Consider the following 21380-nt stretch of genomic DNA (forward strand, 5'->3'; position numbering starts at 1 on the left):
AAAACTTTACTTACCCCATAGGAGACGCAGTCCGTTCAGTACGACTAAAAGCGTGCTCCCTTCGTGTCCCACAACGCCGATCGGCAGCGGCAGATCAAACAAAAAGACCGATGCAACCAGTACCGCAATAACAGCCAGGCTAAAAATGATATTTTGCCAAACGATTTTTCGGGATTTTCTTGCCAGCTGAATAAGATAGGGCAGCTTATTGAGATCATCCCCCATCAGCACCACATCGGCCGTTTCAAGAGCCACATCAGTACCGGCTGTACCCATAGCCACTCCCAAATGACTGGTTGCCAGTGCGGGTGCATCGTTGATACCATCTCCCACCATGGCCGTAGCTCCTTGTTTTACCAGTTTTTTAACAAATTCTACCTTTTCATCGGGCAGCAGTTCGGCATGATATTCATCAATATTCAACTTTTTTGCTATCGATTTTGCCACCCCTTCCGTATCGCCTGTTAACATAAGCAGACGATGTATATCCAGCTTTTTTAGTGTTTTAATCGCTTCCGCGGCCTGCTCACGGATTTCATCAGCTACCGCAATTAGACCCACCGGTTTATTGTCGATGGCTACATAAATTACAGTCTTGGCCTCCGACTTTAGTTTATCTGATTTCTTCCGGATTCCATTCTGCCAGTACCTGCTGTTTATGTCGAAAAGCTTTTCATTGCCCACTTGTACTGTCTGATCCCTTACACGGGCTGTTATCCCTTTTCCTGCTTCTGTCTGTACTTGAATTGCATTTCCGAATGAAACATTTTGCTCTCTGGCTTTTTCCAGGATTGCCACCGCCAGATGATGTTCAGAGTGCTCTTCGGCCGATGCCGCCAGTGACAACAGCTCCGCTTCAGAGACATTATTCCCATAACCATTACCGATAGAAATAACGTCTGTCACTACATGATTTCCTTCAGTTAAGGTACCGGTTTTATCAAAAGCTATAATTTCGATTGAAGCCGCCTGTTCCAGATAGGCACCGCCTTTAAAAAGTATGCCGTTCCGTGCGGCATTGGCAATGGCAGAAAGAACTGATGCAGGTGTGCTGATTACGAGTGCACATGGCGAAGCTACGACAAGTACAGTCATAGCCTGGTAAAAAATATCATCAAAAGGTCGGCCGGAAAATAACAAGGGCAACAGGGTGAGTAAAATAACCGCTACTATGATTCCTGCCGCATACCAGGGTTCAAAATTATCTAAAAATCGCTGTGTCGCGGCTTTACTACCCTGGGCTTCTTCTACCATCTGGATTATTTTTGCCAACGTTGTTTCTTCAGACAGTTTTGTAACCTGAACTGTTATAACACCATTCTCGTTGAGGCTGGCTGCAAAAACCTCGTCCCCCGGCTCTTTACTGACGGGTTCACTTTCTCCTGTAATTGCTGCTTGATTTACTGTTGTAGAGCCTTCTGTTATCTCTCCATCGATGGGAATTCGTTCTCCGGGCTTAACAATTACCATATCACCTTTTGAGAGCTCTTCAACTGGCCGCTGTTCTTCCGAACCATCATTACGGCGCACCAAGGCTGTGTCGGGACGAAGTTTCATCAGTGACTTGATCTCGCGTCTGCTTTTCCCGAGGGCATAATCCTGCAGAGTATTACTTAGCGAAAAAAGGAAGAGTAGAATGGCCCCCTCCATCCATTCACCGATAATAGCGGCACCAATGGCTGCCAGAATCATGAGTACATCAACATTAATTTTGAACTTCAAGAGAGCCTTAACGCTCTCAATAGTTCCCGCATAACCACCGCTCAGATAGGAAAGTACATAAAAAACAAGCACGGTATGCTCCTGTAACCATCCTGTCCATTCGCCGAGAGCTCCAATCAGTAAAGTGAGAGAACAAATTGCGGTTAAGAAAGTTTTAAATTTATTTGCTGATATAGAAATTTTCACGGTTTGGCTGAAAAACAGCTTTCTCCATTTTTTGATGATATATAGCTTTATCAGTTCTCGATATTGAACCTATGAAGTTTCTTCCTTTTCTGATTTTTTAACGATCGTTGACCATTTTGCATCCGGATTGATCTGGTCTTCAGCCAGTTCACTTAGCCCCATGTCAGCTCTTTTCTCTTCACGGAGTGTATCGAGCAGAATCTCTGCAATGTCATGCTGACCATGTGTTTTTGCAAACGCAATGGCAGTTCCATAGCCGGCCATTTCGTAATGATTAATATGCTGGATAGCTGTGACAAGTGCTGCATCCTGTGCTTCGGGATTTTTACAGCGTTTAGTCAACTTTTTGGCCTCATTGATAATTCCTTGTATTCCCTCGCAGGATTCACCGGTTGGTTTCTCACCAAGAGTGTCAAAAACTTCTTCGAGTCGGCTTAGCTGCTTCTCTGTTTCGCGCCGATGCATCTGGATAATCTCATCGAGCTCAAAGGAGCTTGCCTGCTCATCGGCCTCTAGCAGGTAATCAAGCTGCTGACGTTCACCGTCATAGAGATCCCGAAGTTGTTCAAGCATTAGATCATAGAGGTCAAAAATTTCCTGTTCTTGTTCTAGTTCTTTCATAATACTGATATGATTAAATTATTTTGGAATGTTTGATAAATGATAATCAAGATTATCCAGATTCATATATAGAAAAGTGATAATAGTGATGTAGGTAATATCCCCGCATGATATGTGGGGGAATTTGTTTACATTTTATTGGATGAGATGGAATATTCTAAAACTATTCTTCAGCGTATGGAGAACTCACTATGAATGATACAAATGAAGAAAAAACAGATATGGCAATTTCAGAACAGGACCTAAGAACTATACTAGAGAATTTGCCCCGTCTGGTAATGCTGATAGACCCGGACGGCACGATTCTGTTTTGGAATGGTGGCGGTGAGAAGATCTTCGGATATAAAGCACCGGAAATCGTTGGCAAACCGGTGTGGCATCTGTATCCCGATAGAGGCCAAGAGAATTTTGAGGAAGAACTGATCGCTTTAAAAAAAGGGGAGAGCATATCGTTTGAAGTAAAAGGACGCCGTAAAGATGGTTCAGGAGTTTGGGTGGATGTGAAGAGAAATATGATAGAAAATAGTCAGGGAAAGCATGTCATATTAGGTACAGCAAGTGATATTACTCTGCAAAAGAAGGCAGAGTTTGAACTGGCCGAAAGTCAGGCAAGAACAGAAGCCATTTTAGAGACAGCTGTTGAGGGAATCATAACAATTAATAAAGAAGGAGTCATTCAAAATTTTAATAAAGCCGCGGAAGAGATGTTTGGGTACAGCTCTGAAGAAGTAATCGGTGAAAATGTAAGCATATTGATGCCCTCACCATACCAGGAAGAACATGACCAGTATTTGGAAAATTACCTGGAAACGGGAGAACGCAAAATTATCGGAATTGGCAGAGAGGTGAGGGGATTAAAAAAGGACGGTACTGTATTTCCTATTGAACTGGCCGTTAACGAGGTGAAATTTGGCGATGAAGTTATCTTTACCGGAATGATAAAAGACATTAGTGATCGCAGGGAGCTGGAAAATGAGATATTAAAGAGAGCTGAGGATGAACGTCGTTATATCGGTCAGGAGCTACATGACAGCCTGGGACAGATGCTTTCCGGGATCGGACTTATCAGCCGTAATCTGGCTCGGAAGTTTAAAGCCAATGGATTGCCGGCCGCCGATGAGGTGGTTGAAATTGCTGAAATGATTAAGGAAGCTGACGAGCTGGCACGAAATCTGGCCCATGGCCTGGCTCATATAGAGCTTGAAAACGAAGGCTTGAAGGTGGCTATACAGCGACTCTGTGGACGGTTTGAAAAAGTATCTGATATTAAATGCAACTGTATGTTTCCCGATGATCTTCCAAGTGAAAAACAAAATGTATCACTGCACCTCTATCGTATCACACAAGAAGCTCTAAATAATGCTATGAATCACGGAGAGGCCGAAAATGTCTCTGTTCGCTTTGAGGTAAATGAAAATTATCTGCAGTTACTGATCGAAGATGATGGGATAGGTTTTTCGGATGGTGAGAATATTGATAATGGAATGGGCATTAAGACGATGCGATATCGAGCTAATACGATGGGGGGAGATCTTAGTATCCATAGAACTACTGACGGATGGACACAAATAGTATGTACGGTACCGGTGAATAATTTACAACAACAATTAAGCTAAGGAGCTAAAGCTATTATGGCAGACAATTTTAAAAAGAAAATTATAGTAGTCGATGACCACCCGATGATGCGGAAAGGTCTTTCAGAAACACTGAATGCAGAGCATGGTCTTGAAGTAGTGGCACAGTTTGAGCGGGCGGAAAATGTGCTTGAAAAATATGATGAGCTATCTCCCGATATGGCCATCATCGATATTTCTCTGCCCGGAATGAGCGGGCTGGAGTTAGTCAAACATTTGGTTTCAAGGGACCCCGGTTTGAAGATCGTCGTCGTTTCACGTCATGAAGAAAACCTGTATGCGGAACGGGTTCTACGTGCCGGCGCCAAAGGGTATATCATGAAACAGGAAGCTGGTGAAGTACTGTTAAAAGCTGTACGCAAGGTTTTTAACGGCGGCATATACGTGAGTGACGAGATCAATGAAAAACTGCTGCTGGGAATGGCACGCGGACGCGAAAATATATCTGATTCTCCGATAGATCTGCTGAGCGATCGCGAACTCGAGGTTTTTGAACTTACCGGCAAAGGGAATATTACCAGAGAGATAGCCGAAAAGCTCCATTTATCTGTAAAAACAGTAGAGTCATATCGCGCACGCATAAAAACAAAGCTCAATCTTGATAATGCAACTGAGCTTATGATGCACGCCGTAAAATGGGTTGAAAATGAAGGCAGTGATTTGGAGTAGTTAGCCACAGATTTACACAGATAATGAACTGATTGTTTAGTGGCCCGCGGATTTATGCGGATTAGAGCAATCCTTTCGTTGTACCGCAACTGCGTTGTGAGGAGGTTGTACCTCCGAACATTAGTGGAGTTCATCTCGTTGCGCCGCTCCGCTGCGCAACGAAATTGATGATGATAAATATGTAAGGATGGTTGAAGAAATTGGTCTTACTGATAGAACCATTCAACCGTACAAAATATCATTCAAATGTCGCGAACTCGTTATAGAATTCGGGAGGCTGAATACCCCTATTTTATTACCACTAATATTAAAGAAGGATTCCCAATCTTTTCGTATCCAATAGCTGCCAATACAGTTTTAGAAGCTCTGGAATTTTAACAGGTGGAAAGAAATACATCTTTATATGCCTATGTGATTATGGAGAATCATATTCATTTAATTGCTCAATCACCTAATCTTACACAACAACTAAGAGCTTTTAAATCCTGAACGGCCCGAAAGATAATCGATTCTTTTAGAGATAATGGGCATACTCTTCAGCTTAAAAGACTCCAAAAAATCAAGAACGAAACACATGTCGACTCTGATTATCAGGTTTGGGAAGAAGGATTTTTATCCAAAACAAATTGTTGGTGATGATATGATGACACAGAAGGTAGATTATATCCATGATAATCCTGTGAAACGTGGATTTGTAGATCAAGCAGATCATTGGCGGTATTCCTCGGCTCGTAATTATTTGGGAGAGGAGGGGCTGATTCCCGTTACTATTTTTTAGGATCGTTATATGTTTCATGTCTTCTCGCAGCAGAGCAGCGAGACGAGATAGGATAGTCGTTGTCTGCTTTGCCGTGCAACGATTGTTGACGTCCCGGAGCAGAGCACCGGGACGAGATATTGGTGTATGGATCCCCACAGGAACCGGGATTGGCAGAATTGAAAGATGACCGGGAATTGCTAAAATAGTGAGTCTCTTCTGGTGAGATACGATGGAAAAAGGACAAAGATCTTGGCAAGGAATCCTGAAAATCCTGGTTCAGGTTTTTCATTTCATTCAATAACCGCTGTTCAAGCTTGATGCTTTTTAACCTTTCCGGGGCCGCGCGAGACTCCGCATCGGTGTGCGGAGTGACGTCAGAGGGAGGAATTTCTACCTAAAAATATTGCCACGATAGGTGATATAAGATATAAGTCGATGTAAAAATGGGGGTTTGGGGGAATCGCGGGAAAAATAAAGTTAGCATAATTGCTAATGTGGAAAAGCAGTCCCTGACTTCCTGTTATAACCAGAACAAAATCTACGATTCCCACAACACTTTTTGGTTCGTTTTTGGTGACAAAAATGAACAAGACAACTTATTGTTTACTCCGCTGCACACGTAGAAACTGCCTGTAGGGGAATCCCCCTAACGGAACTGCTACCCAAACCTACATTCCCCCGATAGGATCGTACTGCATCTCATAGATCCAAAAATTCTTTAATTGGGAATAACAAAAAATGAAACCGACTAAGTCGGATGAATCAAAATAAAACCAAAGGAGATGTGGCTATGAAAGCACTGCAAAAAAAATCTGACCTTTCACCTATAGAAATGATGCGAAGAGAAATGGACCGGTTATTCGACGACATTGTACCCTTTTCTCGCGGTCTGGGTAATGGTGGTACGCGAATGGAGCTTTGGGCTCCCGATACAGACATTAGCGAGACGGATAATGAATATACCATTTCCGTTGATCTTCCCGGAATCACCAAAAAGGATATAGAAGTCAACTATAAAGACAATCGGTTGACCATAAGTGGAAAGCGTCAGCATGAAGAAGAGGAAGAGAAGAAGGATTATCTGCGACGTGAGCGATATCAGGGCAGTTTCACCCGCTCGTTTACGCTGCCATCTGAAGTTAAGGAAGAAGAAATCAAAGCTAAATTCAAAGATGGAGTACTGAAGGTTCATGTGCCCAAATCTGAGGTGCGCAAACCAAAAACAGTCCCAATTGATTAACACGAATTTAGAAACATTGAATTTAAAACAACCCATAAATCCCCGGAACTCGCGACAGCATCTTACTTTAGATGAATAAGAGTTCCGCTCGGGGTGGGTTTTAAAAGATCGAAATACTAATTCTATTTGGCCGGACGTAATAGCCCGGCCAATACAAAACATTTTAAATGATGAATAATAATATAGGTAAGACCGATAAAATAATACGGCTGATACTCGCAGTAATTCTTATTGCCTTCGGAATAATGTATCAAAGCTGGTGGGGATTGGTAGGTGTGGTCCCCTTAATGACTGCCATTATAGGAGTCTGCCCCATTTACGGCATATTGGGTATTTCTACAAGTGGGAATTCAAAAATTTTTAGCAGCCCTAAAAAAAGAATCACATGAAAAATAAAGTTGCATTAATTACAGGCGCCGCCATGGGGATTGGCAGAGATACAGCAATAGCTTTTGTCCAAAAGGGTGCTAAAGTTGTGATCTCCGATGTCAACTCTGACGAGCTTGAAAAAACCGAAAAATTATTAAAAGAAGAAGGGGCAGAGGTGTTATCTGTTGGGGCCGATGTTTCTGATGAGAAAGAAGTCCGCAATCTCATTAATCAGGCGACAGAGCATTTCGGCCGGCTCGATATTGCCGTGAATAATGCCGGTATCTCAGGAGGGGCAGCAGCTACGGCAGAGTACAAGGTCGATGAATGGGATAAAGTAATCGGCGTTAACTTGCGGGGGCAGTTTCTCTGTATGAAATATGAACTAGAAGCCATGCTGGAAAACGGAAGCGGATCTATTGTAAATATTGCATCTATCCTGGGAAATGTTGGCTTTGCCGAAGCACCCGCCTATGTGGCGGCGAAACACGGTTTGGCAGGGCTTACCAAAACAGCGGCTATCGAATATGCAGAAAAAGGAATCCGGGTGAATGCCGTAAGTCCCGGGTTTATCGAAACCCCGATGCTTGAAAAAGCCGGTATTACCACGGAAGAAGAAACAAAAAAACATATCATCTCACTACATCCGATCGGGCGGATGGGTAGACCGCGTGAGGTTGCCGATGCTATCGTGTGGATCGCTTCTGATGAGGCTTCTTTTGTAACTGGACACATATTCCTGGTTGACGGAGGATATACGGCGCGATGATTGACTCAAATTAATTAGTGGTACAAGTATCATGAATTCGAGTAATGTTCCAAATATCGTATGGTTGAAAGATGTAAGTAACAAAGATGTAGGCATCGTAGGGGGTAAAAATGCTTCGCTTGGTGAAATGATACAGCATCTGGTGTCAATGGGTATAAATATTCCAAATGGATTTGCTACTACCTCCAGAGCCTATTGGCAATTCATTGATGAAAATGAACTGGAAGATCCAATACAAAAAGAACTCGATCGATTTAAGAGTGGAAACATTCCCCTTGAAGAGGCCGGGCGCAACATCCGGGAGATGATTATAAAAGGTATTTTTCCAACTTCCCTTGCCGAGGATATCCGCGAAGCCTATGATCAATTATCTGTTGATTATGATCAGTACAATGTGGATGTGGCTGTTCGCAGCAGCGCAACGGCCGAAGATCTGCCACATGCCAGTTTTGCGGGATTACAGGAAACTTACCTGAATATCCGCGGTAAAGATGAGCTTTTGAAGGTTTGTAAACGATGCTTCGCCTCACTGTTTAATGACCGGGCTATTTCTTATCGGGAAGAAAAAGGATTCGATCATATGAAAGTAGCGCTCTCGATCGGCATTCAAAAAATGATTCGTGCCGACAAAGCAGCATCAGGCGTGATCTTTACGGTGGATACCGAATCCGGATTTCCCAACGTGATCCTCATTAATGGTTCATGGGGCCTCGGTGAAAACATCGTGCAGGGGACGGTAAACCCTGATCAGTATTTTGTCTTCAAATCATTTCTGGATGACAAAAGCAAACGTCCCATCATCGAAAAAGTTAAAGGAAGCAAGGAGTTGAAGATGGTATACGCTCCTGATGGAGGAGGACGAACAAAGAACTTGCCTACTTCTGCTATGGAGCGTCAGTCTTTTGTATTGAATGATGATGAGATTCTGCAGCTGGCACGATGGGCTGCAGATATTGAAGCTCACTACGACAAGCCAATGGATATCGAATGGGTAAAAGAAGATACCACCGACGAACTGTTTATTGTTCAGGCTCGTCCCGAAACGGTCCATTCACAGCGTGATACCGAGTATTTTAAAACGTACACACTAAAAGAAAATCAGGCAAGGGTACTGGCAAAGGGGTTGAGCATTGGCAACAGTATTGTCCACGGAGAGGTAAGGCATGTACATGATATAACCGATCTGAAAGGCTTAAAGCCGAATCATATTTTGGTCACCGAGATGACCGAGCCCGACTGGGTGCCTGCGTTGAAAAATGTGGCGGGTATTATTACTAACTACGGTGGGCGGACCTGTCATGCAGCCATCGTTAGTCGAGAGTTAGGTTTAAGTGCTGTAGTTGGTACAGGAAATGCCACGGAGACGTTACGAGAGGGACAAGAAATAACACTTTCGAGCGGAGAAGGAGAGGAGGGCAAAATTTATGAAGGCTTGATCGACTATGATGTTAACGAAGTAGATTTGGCCGGTCTTGCTGAACCCAAAACGGATATTATGTTGAACCTGGCTACGCCCGAATCGGCTTTTAAGTGGTGGCGGCTGCCGGTGCGGGGCGTAGGACTGGCACGTATGGAATTTATCATCAGTCAGCATATCCGGATCCACCCGATGGCACTGGCGCATCCCGAGCGAATACATAATGAAGATGAATTTGCAAAAATCAGAAAGTTAACCAAAGGGTACAGTGATCTTCAGCAGTACTTTGTGGATAAGCTTGCCAGCGGGATCGCCAAAATTGCCGCATCACAATATCCTGATCCTGTCATTGTACGAACCAGCGATTTTAAAACCAACGAATATGCCGATCTTATCGGCGGAAAACAGTTTGAGCCGCACGAAGAAAATCCGATGCTGGGCTGGCGGGGAGCATCACGCTATTACAGTGATAAGTACCGCGATGGTTTTGAACTGGAATGTCGGGCTCTTAAAAAAGTGCGCGAGGAAATTGGGCTCGATAACGTTATTGTGATGATTCCTTTTTGCCGAAGGATCACCGAGGCTCAAAAGGTGCTTCAGCAGATGGAAGATTTTGGATTGAAGCGCGGCGAAAATGGTCTGCAAATTTATATGATGTGTGAAATCCCCAGCAATTATATACTTGTCGAGGAATTTGCTGAATTTTTTGACGGTTTTTCGATCGGATCCAATGATTTGACGCAGTTAATCCTGGGAGTCGATCGCGATTCTTCAGAACTGGCCTATCTTTTTGATGAGAATGATCCCGCCGTAAAAAAAGCAGTACGATCAGTAATACAAAGAGCTCACAATGCCGGAATAAAAGTGGGATTCTGCGGGCAGGCTCCCAGCGACGATCCCGATTATGCGGCTTTTCTTGTCGAGTGCGGTATCGATTCAATATCGTTGAATCCCGATAGCGTAGTACAGACGCTGAAAAAAGTTGTTCAGGCAGAACAGAAAGAGATAAGCTTGCTATAATCCCAGTAGAAATTTTTCATGACCAACGAGTCTACAGCAAATAAAGTAAGAGAGGAGATCCAGGCTACTGATAAATCCTGGTACAACCTGTCGGCGGAAGAGGCAGTTTTGAAAGTAGACACCTCTTTGCAGCAGGGGTTGGATAAAGAGGAAGTAAAAAGACGTCTTGATCAGTTTGGACCGAACGAAATTGAGACTGAAGCTGAAATATCTCGCTGGCAGATCCTGCTGCACCAGTTCAAAGATCCGCTGATATATATTCTGCTGGCTGCAGCATTTGTAACGCTTGTATTGCAGGATTATATCGATTCCGGAGTGATTACAGCTGTTGTACTTCTGAATGCGTTAATCGGTTACATTCAGGAAAATAAAGCCCAGAGCGCCATACGGGCATTGTCAAAACTGTCGGCACCCAAAGCGCATGTTATACGGAACGGTCGCGAAGTCGAAATACCCAGCCGGGAGCTGGTTCCCGGCGATATTGTGCTGCTAAGTTCGGGAGGACGCGTGGCTGCCGACATGCGCATCATTTCTTCCAAGGGATTGGAGATCGATGAATCAGCCCTGACGGGAGAATCAGCCGTAATCCACAAACAGCATGAAGTTATTGAAGATGAAAACCTGATTCCCGGCGATCAAAAAAATATGGCGTTTGCCGGTACTATTGTCACGCAGGGACGTGCCAAGGCGGTCGTCACACGTACCGGCACCTCAACCGAGCTCGGAAAAATTGCGTCCTCTGTGAAAGAAATTGGGGTCACTAAAACTCCATTACAGGAAAAAGTAGACAAGCTTGGTAAGAATATTGGATACCTCATCCTGGTTTTTGCTTTTTTTATTGCGTTGATCGGAATCATCCATCAGATGAATCCCTCCGAGGTATTTATTACGGTTGTGGCGATGGCCGTATCTGCCATCCCGGAAGGATTGCCGGTGGTACTTACTGTGACGCTGGCTATTGGTGTTCGCCGGATGGCAAACCGAAAAGCAATTATACGGTCGCTGCCGGCAGTAGAAACGTTGGGAAGTACTACCGTTATCGGCTCAGATAAAACAGGTACACTTACAAAAAATCAGATGACGGTGCGAAAAATTTGGGCGGATGACCGCACCTACGAAACCACCGAAGCCGGCTATCAGCTTCAGGGAAAAATTACGGAGGGAGGTAACGAGACTGAAATATCTGACAAAAAAGGTCTGTATAAAACCCTGTTGGCAGGCACACTTGCCAACGAAGCCAATGTTGAGGCAGTCGAATCAGAAGATCCGCAGGGAGATCCCACTGAAATCGCACTGCACATTTCTGCCTACAAGGGAGGGATACGACTTTCTGATACGCGTTTATCCTGGGAAGAAATTGATATGCTGCCCTTTGAGCCGGAACGTAAATATATGGCCACGCTGAATAAAGGTCCGGATGGATTGATGATATTTTTAAAAGGAGCCCCTGAATCGGTATTGGAACGATGTGAATATCAGCTTATCGACGGTGAATTAATTCCCATTGATTCAGAAAAAGTGCTGGAGGTAGCCAAAGAAATGGCTGCTGAAGGGCTTCGCGTACTGGCTATGGCCTATCGTCCCAAGGAAACTAAAAATCTGGACGACCCTTCACTTTTTAAAAGTGGATTTGTACTGGCCGGCTTGCAGGGCATGGAGGATCCTATTCGTCCCGAAGTACTGGAAGCAATAGAACTGGCTCAGAAGTCCGGTATTCGCGTGGTGATGATAACCGGCGACCATATTGATACGGCAGCATCTATTGGGCGACAGCTGGGCCTTGATCCGAAGGAAGTAGGGGCCCTGGAAGGAAAAATGCTGGATCAGCTTTCTGATGAAGAGCTGGACCGACGGCTTGAGGATGTTAATATTTTTGCACGTGTTACACCGGAGCATAAGTTTCGGATCGTAGATCGTCTTAAGTCGATGAACAACATCGTTGCCGTAACCGGAGACGGCGTCAATGACGCACCGGCGTTACGGGCTGCACATCTGGGAGTTGCCATGGGCATAAGCGGTACCGATGTGGCTCGCGAGGCATCGGATATTGTACTTTCGGATGATAATTTTGCCACGATTACGGCGGCCATCGAAGAGGGCAGGATCGTATTTTCAAATATACGAAAAGTAACATTTTTCCTGCTTTCTACGGCCGTGGGAGAACTGATTGTGATCCTGGCTGCTGTTCTTATGAACTGGCCTTTGCCGTTTGTGGCAGTCCAGATCTTGTGGATTAATCTGGTTACGAATGGTCTTCAGGATATAGCGCTTGCTTTTGAGCCGGGTGAACCCGGTATTTTGAAGCGAAAGCCAAGACCTCCCTCAGAAGGTATTCTCACCCGTCGGCTTGCTGAACGACTGGGAGGGGTAGGAGTCGTCCTTGCTGCTGGTACTGTAGGCATGTTTTGGTGGACATTTGAACAAACCGGCGGCGATCTTGAAATGGCCAGGACTGCAGCTATGACGCAGATGGTCGTGTTTCAATTTTTCCACGTACTAAACTGCCGGTCATTAGACCGCAGTGTTTTTCAAATTGATTTCTTCTCGAATAAGTTTTTGTTCGTAAGTGTGCTGGCAGCGCTTTTGGCACATCTGTCTGTGTTGCATGTGGGATTTATGCAAACCATATTCCGAACGATGCCTCTGTCTGTTGAACAGTGGCTGTTGATCATCGGTGTGGGATCCCTTGTAATAATCGGTGGAGAGATTGACAAGATTGTCAACCGCTGGCGCCATAATTATATTGGGTGATTTTAGGACTAAATATCGTTGCGCCGCTCCGCTGCGAGGCGAAGTATCACAGCAATGTTCTGCGCATGGGCAACTAGAACTTGGATAGGTAGGATTGTCAGATGACCAAGATTTACTTTTCCTTTAACTGTCAGCTACGGACAGTACCTCATTGAGAAAACCAAAAAGCGCAAAAATGAGATTCTGCAATCCTAATCATCTTATTTATCTTGGTTCAAATTAGTTATTTTATTTCCAAGCCTTTCCTTTGTAGATTCAATTAAGTAGAGCTCTTAATTGCGGATGTAATCTTAGTTGAAGCAGAGCTTCTGTATTGGGCGTTCCGAAGCTGGAGCTTCGGAACGAGGTAACGGTGGATTTGCGTCCCAGAGCAGTGTGCTGGGACGAGATTATAGTAATCATCTCTTTGCGCCGCTCCGCTGCGCAGCGAAGTATGCCGTTCCCACAGTGTCTGTTCCGCCGTGAGGTCAGGTGAAATTGCAGTTGCTCCTCAATCAGACTCCCGCTCCAGCGAACAACAGTGGACGTGCGTTTCACCATCAGCCTGTTCAAGTATTGCTCCCGTTACAGGATTGGGACGAAATGTTGTGCAACCTTTTAGTCCCTGTTCGTAAGCTGTTAAGTAAATATTCTGGAACGTATCAAAAGAGAAATCTTCTGGAATGTTGATCGTCTTTGAAATAGAATTATCCACAAACGGTTGCAGGGCTGCCTGCATCTCCAGGTGCTCATCAGGAGAAAGTTCCGTTGCCCTGACAAAATAATCGGGCAGGGGAGCCTCATCACCAAACTTTTCTTGCCATAATCTGTACGCATAATCAGTCACTGAATGAGTAGTCCGGCTCCCATCCATATTCAACACCTTTCGGCTGTATTTGAAATCATAGACTGGTTCAAGTCCATTTGACACGTTATTTGCCAGTATGCTGATACTGCCGGTGGGCGCAATAGAAAGCAGGTGGCTGTTCCGGATTCCGTGCTTTGCTATACCGTTTTGAATTACTTTCGGTAATCTTTGAACAAAAGGGCTTTCCAGATATGATTCTATATCAAAGAGCGGAAAAGCTTCTTTTTCAATAGCCAATTCGACAGATTCCTGATAGGCACTGTGGCAAATTGTTTTCATAATTTTGACAGCTGTCTGGCGTGCTTCGCTGCTGCCGTAACGTAGTCCCAGCATGATGAGCGCATCTGCCAATCCCATCATTCCCAGGCCGATGCGTCGCGTATTTTGGGTCTGCTCTTTCTGTTTATCCAGTGGAAATTGTGAGCTGTCAATGACATTGTCAAGCAGGCGTACGGATGTGCGAGCTGTTGTACGCAGCTCTTCAAAATTCAGACTGGATCTGCCGGTAAATGGATCAGAAACAAAGTATCAGGTTTATTGATCCCAGATTGCAGGCGCCATAGGGTGGGAGCGGCACTTCTCCGCAGGGATTGGTGGCAGAAATTGTTTCGCAGTAGTTGAGATTGTTTTCTTCGTTGATGCGATCAATAAACAGTACGCCTGGTTCCGCATTCTTATAGGTTGATTTCATGATGGTCTCCCACAGATAGCGCGCGCGAACTGTATCCACAACTTTGCAGGGTATCGGGCTGTCTGTACCACTCCAGCTACGTTGTAGAACTCGGTTGCCGGATGTCCCTTCGGATTGTAAATTTTCAGCAGGAAAGATCAGTGGCCACTTCTCATCCTCTTTTACTGCCTTCAAAAACTGATCAGTTACCAGCACTGACAGATTGAAATTAGTAAGGACACCTTGCTCGTTCTTGGCAGTTACAAACTCCAATATATCGGGATGATCACATCGCAGTGTGGCCATCATCGCGCCACGGCGGGCACCTGTCGATAACATGGTGTCACACATGGCATCCCAGATCTTCATAAATGAGACCGGTCCGGACGAGATGTTATTATTGGTTTTGGCAACAGAGCCCTTGGGACGAAGTGTAGAAAAGTCACAGCCGATTCCGCCGCCCTGCTGCATAGTTAATGCTCCTTCTTTCAGGTTTTCAAAAATTGAGGGAATAGAATCCTCAATTTCTCCCATTACAAAGCAGTTAAAGAGCGTAACTTTGTGATCAGTGCCGGCTCCGGCCAGAATACGTCCACCGGGAAAGAGTTTTGACTTGCTTAGCAGATCGTAAAACTTCCGTTCCCATTCCATTTGTTCCTTTTCTTCAATCGAAGCAAGGGCACGGGCCACTCTTCTCCACGTGTCATTCGGAGATGCATCAATTTCCTTATTTCCACTGCGATACCGGTATTTGGTATCCCAAATATGTTCCGAAAGTTCAGATTTAAACGTATTCACCGGCATATTTTTACATCAGGATTTAACCTTAATATCCGGCAATTTTATCAATAAGTGGGTAGCCAAAAGAGGGGAATGGCTGTAGGTAAATCTCCCACAAGGTTCTAAGATGAATAGTTGGTTGAATTCAGGGGAGACACTACAGAGATGAAACTCTCTGACGCTTACAATATTAATCCAAATTATATACTAATTCTATGAAGCATCATGGCTGCACAACCACACATTCTGATTTTGGGTACTAATTTTGCCGGTTTAACAACAGCGCGATATATACGTGAATATGCAGGGGAAGATGTTAAAATGACCTGCATTGATAAAAAACCATATCTCAGTTTTATCCCCAATATTCCCATTGAAGTTTGGAACAACAATAACCCCGAAACTTCGCTGCATCTGCCGTTTATCAAGTTTTTGGATCGCGATAACATTGATTTCATACAGGCCGAAGTATTGGGAATTGATGTGGAGAGCAAGAGGGTCGATTATAAACCGGGCGAACGACCGGGTTCGGCTATTGAGGAGATCAACTATGATTATCTGGTTATTGCCGTGGGCAACAAGTTGGCTTTTGATGAGATAGAGGGATTTGGAAAGTATGGTCATACCTTTACCGATACGTACTATGGAGATAAGATACGAAGACATCTTCATGGGGGCGGATATAAAGGCGGACCGATTGCCGTTGGTTCTGATCTGTTTGTACAGGGGAAAAGTGACAAGCTGCCGGACATACCTGTTGCTGAAGCAGCGTGTGAAGGTCCTCCGGTTGAAATATCCTTTTCTATGGCGGAATGGTTAAAAGAACGAGGGTTAGGCGGAGCTGAGAATATAACTATGTTTACTCCTGCAGAGGTAATCGCTGAAGATGCGGGAGAAAAAATCCTTGATGAACTGCTGCCGGTGGTCGAGGAGATGGGGTACGGCTACAAGGCAAACACCCGGGGCATCAAGAGAATTTATGAAGACGGAATTGAGTTCAAGGACGGCAGCAGCCTGGAAGCGGAACTCAAGATTATTTTTCCCAACTGGAAAGCCCATGATTTTCTGAGAGATCTGCCTATCTCCGATGACCAGGGATTTATTATTACGGATCTTTACATGAGAAATCCCGATTATCCGGAAATATTTGCAGTCGGAGATGCAGCTTCTATCACTGTACCAAAGCTGGGATCATTGGGACATCTTGAAGCAGAAGTGTTAGCTAAAGTTCTTGGTGAAGAAGTGGGAGGTTACCAGCCCAAAGAGTCGATTGATCCGCTTAAATTCAAGCTCATCTGTATGGGAGATATGGGTTCGCATAAAGGATTCTATATGCACACTGATGAGTGGTGGGGTGGTGATACCAGCATCTTAAAAATGGGACATACCCCGCATTTCCTTAAAATGGGTTTTAAAACGATGTATTACACACTCGGCGGAAAAATTCCGGGATGGGGACTTCCGATGTCGGAGTTGATTGCCGACCATACCGTAATATAGAAAATGGAATGGCCTCGTCTGATTTTACTTCTGGCCCGAAGGCTGTAATGGAGTGATAAATGTTCGAAGATATTACAGAAATGCAACTGTTGGTGCGGATGGGGTTAATCATTTTGTTAGGATTCCTGGTAGGTATTGAGCGGGGATGGAGTTTTCAAAAAAAGAAAGAGGGTGAACGGACGGCCGGAATAAGAACATTCACACTTATTGCTATGGCTGGTGGGTTATGGGGAATCCTTTCAGAACATATAGACTATCTTTTGTTGGGATTTGCTCTGTTAGGATTCACGTTGATTATTATAGCCGGTTATATTCAACATGCTCAAAAAACAGGTTCACTGGGACTCACTACAGAAATGGCGGCCTTTCTTACTTTTACTGTCGGTATTGCCGTCATCAAAGGCTACATCATCTTGTCCATTAGTATCACAATTTTGATGGTGCTTTTACTAAGTGTTAAGCCGGGATTGCACAAATGGGTAAAAAAAATCGAATCGAGAGAGCTGTATTCGGGTATCTCATTTCTAGTTATATCGGCCATACTTCTCCCGCTGCTTCCCAATCAGGGATATGGTCCCTGGAACGTTTTGAATCCATTTCAGATATGGAGCATGGTAGTGTTAATTGCCGGTATATCGTATGCCGGATATTTTTCCATGAAATATCTGGGAAAAGAGAAGGGAATCTTGTTTACCTCATTTACCGGATCATTGGTCTCTTCGCTTGCGGTTACCATTACGCTGGGAAAGTTTAGTCGAAAAATTAAATCAACAAACTTACTAATCACCGGTATACTCATAGCTACCTTTACCGCTTTAATTAGAGTGTTACTATTGACAGTTCTTTTAAATCCTTCTTTGCTAGCGTTGCTTGGCCCTTCGGTGGCCTTTATGGTTGTAGCTGCGTTGGCATCGGTGGTATGGATGTATATCACGGGGAAGTCAGAGAAGACAGCGAAGAGATTTGATTTACGAAATCCTTTACAGCTTAGTACGGCTGTTCAATTTGGGCTTGTATTGGCAATTGTTATGCTACTGTCCGAAGGGCTAAGACAATGGTATGGTGATCCCGGAATATATGGGCTGTCGCTGATTTCCGGCATGGTCGATATCGATTCGATCACATTGGCACTTCTGGATATGGGAGGGGAGGGTGTTACATTAAATGTTGCGGCGTTTGGTATTGTTTTCGCAGCCATTTCCAACACGCTGATCAAAGGTGCAATATTTACTTACTTTATTGGCTTTGGAAAAGCCTGGAAGCTTCTGCTTCTTTGTACCGTTATTGGTGGTTTCGGCTTGTTGGGGTTGCTGTTCTGATAACTTTTCGAGGAGGAGTTGGTTACTTAGTAATTCTTATAAATCATAACAGAACTTCTGTAGGGGAGTTCCGAAGCAGGAGCTTCACAAGATTAGGTGTATTCTCGTGGCGCCGCTCGCTGCGAAATTCTAATTTGGCTGTTGAGTAATACTTTTCTCGTTGCGCTGCTCTGCTGCGCAACATAAGATCGCCCTATCTACGGCTATAATAATGGTCCTTCAGTTTGTTCCAGATCTATTTGGTATCGATCGCAGTATCCATTTCTTGGGGAAGTACCTGTACGTCCAGCTCACCGCGTTATCTGTTGAGCATGCTTATCCCCAGGAGAATTACCAGCACCGGAAGTATAATAAAAACGAAATGTTTATTTACGGATTTTACCATGAGGCCTCCTCCTTTTCACTGTGATTTTTTACCAGCCTTCAAATAAGCCGCCGTCAAACCAGTCCCAGAGAATGTACACCATGAATTGCGAATCTCTTGCTGGGTCATCCGCGGGTATCCTTACACCCACATTTAGCATAACATGCTGTCTTGTGTTAAGCGTCACCTGCATTTGGGGCACAATATCCCAGTGCGTTGCGGCACCGGACTCGAACTCACGTGTCCCCACCACTTCAACCATGGGCGACCAAGTACGTCCCCACCTATTGGGATTGAAACTCTTGCCGACTGCCGCCCGCCAGAAAGCTTCATCTGCGGCTTTATCCCGGATCAGAGGGAATTCAAGCCCCGTCTGAGCCTGGACGAAACCATCCGACGGCAACAGCTGTCCGAATGAGGCAAAAGGTTCCAGAACAGTAGTACCCTTGCCAAATCCCGATCCCGTATCGCCGGTGGGCAAAATCGCTTCTCCGGCCAGACTGAAGATCGTACCGCTGTTAAAGTTGTGATACAGTGCCCGTTTCACTCCAATTGCAACATCTCCCAGATGTCCGCCCGTCCAGTTTCCACCGACTTGCTCGCTATATCCAAATGGGACAACAATTTCAACCTGGTTTCGCGCACCAAAACGGCGCTCAAAAACTATTTCGCTGGTTACAGCACCTTCGTTTTCAATATCGAAAGCGGATGATATTACCGCCTCATCTTCGGGATATGCTTTTTCGGTAATCATCGGACGGGGCATATTCAGCTCGCCGCGCGGCCAGTTCTCATCCGTACAGAACGTTCGCACGTAATCCAAGACACTTTGCAGCTCCTCTTCCGACAGAGCACCTCCGAAAGATGGCATCTGGATAGAAAATCCTCGTACAGGTCCGCCCTGATGGGCGACCGCCATAAAGTCACTGTCAGGTTCTCGGCTGGCGAACGAACAGTCAGTAAAATCTACAGGCTGTGCCTGTAACCCCAGCAGATCTTTTGAGACGCCTTTGCCGTTCGTGCCGTGGCAGGTAGCGCAGAACTCATTAAACAGTTGTTTCCCGGATTTTGCAGTGATGTTTGTTGAGATAGTATCGGTCCATACACTATTTGCATGTTCAGAAATATATTGCTCTCTGCTATCCTCTTGATATGAACTGGTGATAGCTGTCAAAACAAAAAGTGCCAGAGTGGCGAAAATAGAAAAGAATGAACGGTATTCGGCAAATGTTTTCATCGGTATATCCTTCCTTGCTGTTTATTTGGGGATAAGATCTACCGGTATTAAACATATTACTGCACAAAATAGGCGAAATGGAAAGCCACACCTTCTTGTAGGGTAAATCCTTATAAACCTTACCTTGTTGCGTTGCATCGTGGACACTGGAGAAGTACCGAAATTTTAACCTGATCAATGGCAGTGATATGTTCACGTCCCGGAGCAGAGCGCCGGGACGAGGTCCAGCAGAAGCATAATCTCGTTGCGCCGCTCTGCTGCGCAACGAGCTAAGGCAGAGAATAATGTACCGGAGCAGGGGCACGGGCCGAGGTTAATCTCACTATTCTCGTTGGTCGCTGCGCAGTGTTCCCATCTCAACGGGTATCACGTTGCATTGTTGTGCAAGTACAAACAGACAGCGGGATTCATGTAATAAAAAAAGGGCCGATGTACTCATCGGCCCCAGGTTAAGCGAATATGTAACGGTATAAATTATCTTCTTACCTCCAGAGAGAAGCCATAGGCAAAGTCAAGTATTTGATTATAGTTTTCTCCCAGCGGCATGCGAACATGAGCACCCGGCACAATTTTACCAAATGGACGGGCAACACCGGCTCTTAGCTGCGTAAATCCATCGTCAAAGAAATCGGGATCATTGCCTACGTATCGATTTCTGCCGCTGAAACCAAGATGTGCTTCCACATTGGGTTGACGGTACAATCCGCTGATTCCGTAAAGCAGATGCAATTCATTATCCAGATCTTCAAAATCACCTACATAAAGATCATAGAGCGTTCCCAGGCGCACTTTCATGGCAAACGGACCATCTATCGGGGTTATATAGTTACCGATCAATGGAATAGTCCACGTATCCCACGAAAAAGCTTCCATTCGGTCGCTTGCTTCGGAGTTCATCCCGGTAAAACTGCCAAATCTTTCAGTATCATTCGGCTCGCGGGCGGTAGGAATTCGAACTCCCAGTTCAACAAAAGCGTGATTATCGGGATTATCGAGATTTGCATCCCAAACACCACCTGCATAGATATTACCGATAGTGGTACTGTTGTCGTCGCCACCGAATGGGTTATTTCCTTCGTATCCGAAATGAGACATGGGCAGTTCTGCTACAAATCTAAAATTATCGGTCAAACGCATACGACCGGTAAGGAACAAAACAGAACTGGCACCTGACACCTGGTCTCTGTCAATTATACGATCGTCAAATAGAGGTTTATCCCATTCGAGCGAAACAGAAGATGTGCGGCTATCACTCAACCACGGTGATTGAGCACTGGCAAAACCGGTAATAAAACCGGCCATCATTATTGTTAAGATTACCTTTTTCATTTTCTCCCTCTCACATGTTAGTTAGGGACAGTTTGATTTAACATCAGTATTAATAATAGCTTATAGAAATCCCTCCTGATGTAGGGGAAAATCGCTATCTGTCATAAGGTTTTTGCCATCTTTGGTTCTACTCATCCGCAGTTTTTTCTTACAGCTACAACAGAGTTATCCCTACA

Annotated in this window: 16 protein-coding genes; 10 read left to right on the forward strand and 6 right to left on the reverse strand. The window is 44.8% G+C overall.

Annotated features, from left to right (window positions below; translation table 11 throughout):
• Positions 1 to 6: 6 nt before the first annotated feature.
• The gene (locus ACT3ID_RS03920; protein WP_491540685.1) at positions 7 to 1908 is read right to left on the reverse strand and encodes a heavy metal translocating P-type ATPase; all 1902 of its coding nucleotides are present in this window, start codon (positions 1906 to 1908) and stop codon (positions 7 to 9) included.
• Positions 1909 to 1977: 69 nt separating this feature from the next.
• Complete coding sequence (locus tag ACT3ID_RS03925) at positions 1978 to 2529, reverse strand: YciE/YciF ferroxidase family protein (protein WP_491540686.1); 552 nt, start codon at positions 2527 to 2529, stop codon at positions 1978 to 1980.
• Positions 2530 to 2720: 191 nt separating this feature from the next.
• On the opposite strand from ACT3ID_RS03925, the gene ACT3ID_RS03930 reads away from it, so the two are divergent.
• The 8 genes from ACT3ID_RS03930 to ACT3ID_RS03965 all read left to right on the forward strand — a co-directional run bounded on the left by ACT3ID_RS03930 (position 2721) and on the right by ACT3ID_RS03965 (position 13158).
• Positions 2721 to 4145: a PAS domain-containing sensor histidine kinase gene (locus ACT3ID_RS03930; RefSeq protein ID WP_491540687.1), complete on the forward strand. Its 1425-nt coding sequence runs from the start codon at positions 2721 to 2723 to the stop codon at positions 4143 to 4145.
• A gap of 15 nt (positions 4146 to 4160) precedes the next feature.
• Positions 4161 to 4832 carry a response regulator gene (locus tag ACT3ID_RS03935; protein ID WP_491540688.1) on the forward strand — a complete coding sequence of 224 codons (672 nt, stop codon included), beginning with the start codon at positions 4161 to 4163 and terminating at the stop codon, positions 4830 to 4832.
• Between the two features lie 574 nt (positions 4833 to 5406).
• On the forward strand, positions 5407 to 5610 hold the full coding sequence (locus tag ACT3ID_RS03940; RefSeq protein ID WP_491540689.1) for a hypothetical protein: 204 nt from the start codon (positions 5407 to 5409) through the stop codon (positions 5608 to 5610).
• Between the two features lie 739 nt (positions 5611 to 6349).
• Positions 6350 to 6832 (forward strand): Hsp20/alpha crystallin family protein, encoded by a 483-nt coding sequence (locus tag ACT3ID_RS03945; RefSeq protein ID WP_491540690.1) that lies wholly within the window; start codon positions 6350 to 6352, stop codon positions 6830 to 6832.
• A gap of 170 nt (positions 6833 to 7002) precedes the next feature.
• Positions 7003 to 7221: a YgaP family membrane protein gene (locus tag ACT3ID_RS03950; RefSeq protein WP_491541103.1), complete on the forward strand. Its 219-nt coding sequence runs from the start codon at positions 7003 to 7005 to the stop codon at positions 7219 to 7221.
• Positions 7218 to 7970: an SDR family NAD(P)-dependent oxidoreductase gene (locus ACT3ID_RS03955; protein ID WP_491540691.1), complete on the forward strand. Its 753-nt coding sequence runs from the start codon at positions 7218 to 7220 to the stop codon at positions 7968 to 7970. The genes ACT3ID_RS03950 and ACT3ID_RS03955 overlap by 4 nt, the downstream gene beginning before the upstream one ends.
• Positions 7971 to 8001: 31 nt before the next feature.
• Positions 8002 to 10407, forward strand: coding sequence for a phosphoenolpyruvate synthase (gene ppsA, locus ACT3ID_RS03960; RefSeq protein ID WP_491540692.1), 2406 nt, complete (start codon positions 8002 to 8004; stop codon positions 10405 to 10407).
• An 18-nt stretch (positions 10408 to 10425) separates the two neighbouring features.
• Positions 10426 to 13158 (forward strand): cation-translocating P-type ATPase, encoded by a 2733-nt coding sequence (locus ACT3ID_RS03965; RefSeq protein WP_491540693.1) that lies wholly within the window; start codon positions 10426 to 10428, stop codon positions 13156 to 13158.
• 490 nt (positions 13159 to 13648) lie between these two features.
• Here the strand turns inward: ACT3ID_RS03965 and ACT3ID_RS03970 are convergent, their stop codons facing one another.
• Positions 13649 to 14497: a ribonucleotide reductase barrel domain-containing protein gene (locus ACT3ID_RS03970; protein WP_491541104.1), complete on the reverse strand. Its 849-nt coding sequence runs from the start codon at positions 14495 to 14497 to the stop codon at positions 13649 to 13651.
• Between the two features lie 22 nt (positions 14498 to 14519).
• Positions 14520 to 15473, reverse strand: coding sequence for a ribonucleotide reductase barrel domain-containing protein (locus ACT3ID_RS03975; RefSeq protein ID WP_491540694.1), 954 nt, complete (start codon positions 15471 to 15473; stop codon positions 14520 to 14522).
• A 207-nt stretch (positions 15474 to 15680) separates the two neighbouring features.
• On the opposite strand from ACT3ID_RS03975, the gene ACT3ID_RS03980 reads away from it, so the two are divergent.
• Complete coding sequence (locus ACT3ID_RS03980) at positions 15681 to 16955, forward strand: NAD(P)/FAD-dependent oxidoreductase (protein ID WP_491540695.1); 1275 nt, start codon at positions 15681 to 15683, stop codon at positions 16953 to 16955.
• Between the two features lie 59 nt (positions 16956 to 17014).
• A complete protein-coding gene (locus ACT3ID_RS03985) occupies positions 17015 to 18274 on the forward strand; it encodes an MgtC/SapB family protein (protein ID WP_491540696.1) in 1260 nt (419 codons plus the stop codon).
• Positions 18275 to 18687: 413 nt separating this feature from the next.
• Here ACT3ID_RS03985 and ACT3ID_RS03990 read toward each other — a convergent pair whose 3' ends face one another.
• Together ACT3ID_RS03990 and ACT3ID_RS03995 are read right to left on the reverse strand one after the other, a co-directional pair.
• Positions 18688 to 19875, reverse strand: a complete 1188-nt coding sequence (locus ACT3ID_RS03990) for a c-type cytochrome (protein ID WP_491540697.1) — start codon at positions 19873 to 19875, stop codon at positions 18688 to 18690.
• Between the two features lie 474 nt (positions 19876 to 20349).
• The gene (locus tag ACT3ID_RS03995) at positions 20350 to 21204 is read right to left on the reverse strand and encodes a hypothetical protein (protein WP_491540698.1); all 855 of its coding nucleotides are present in this window, start codon (positions 21202 to 21204) and stop codon (positions 20350 to 20352) included.
• Between the last annotated feature and the right edge of the window lie 176 nt (positions 21205 to 21380).

The sequence above is a fragment of the Fodinibius sp. GM108 genome, assembly GCF_058386985.1.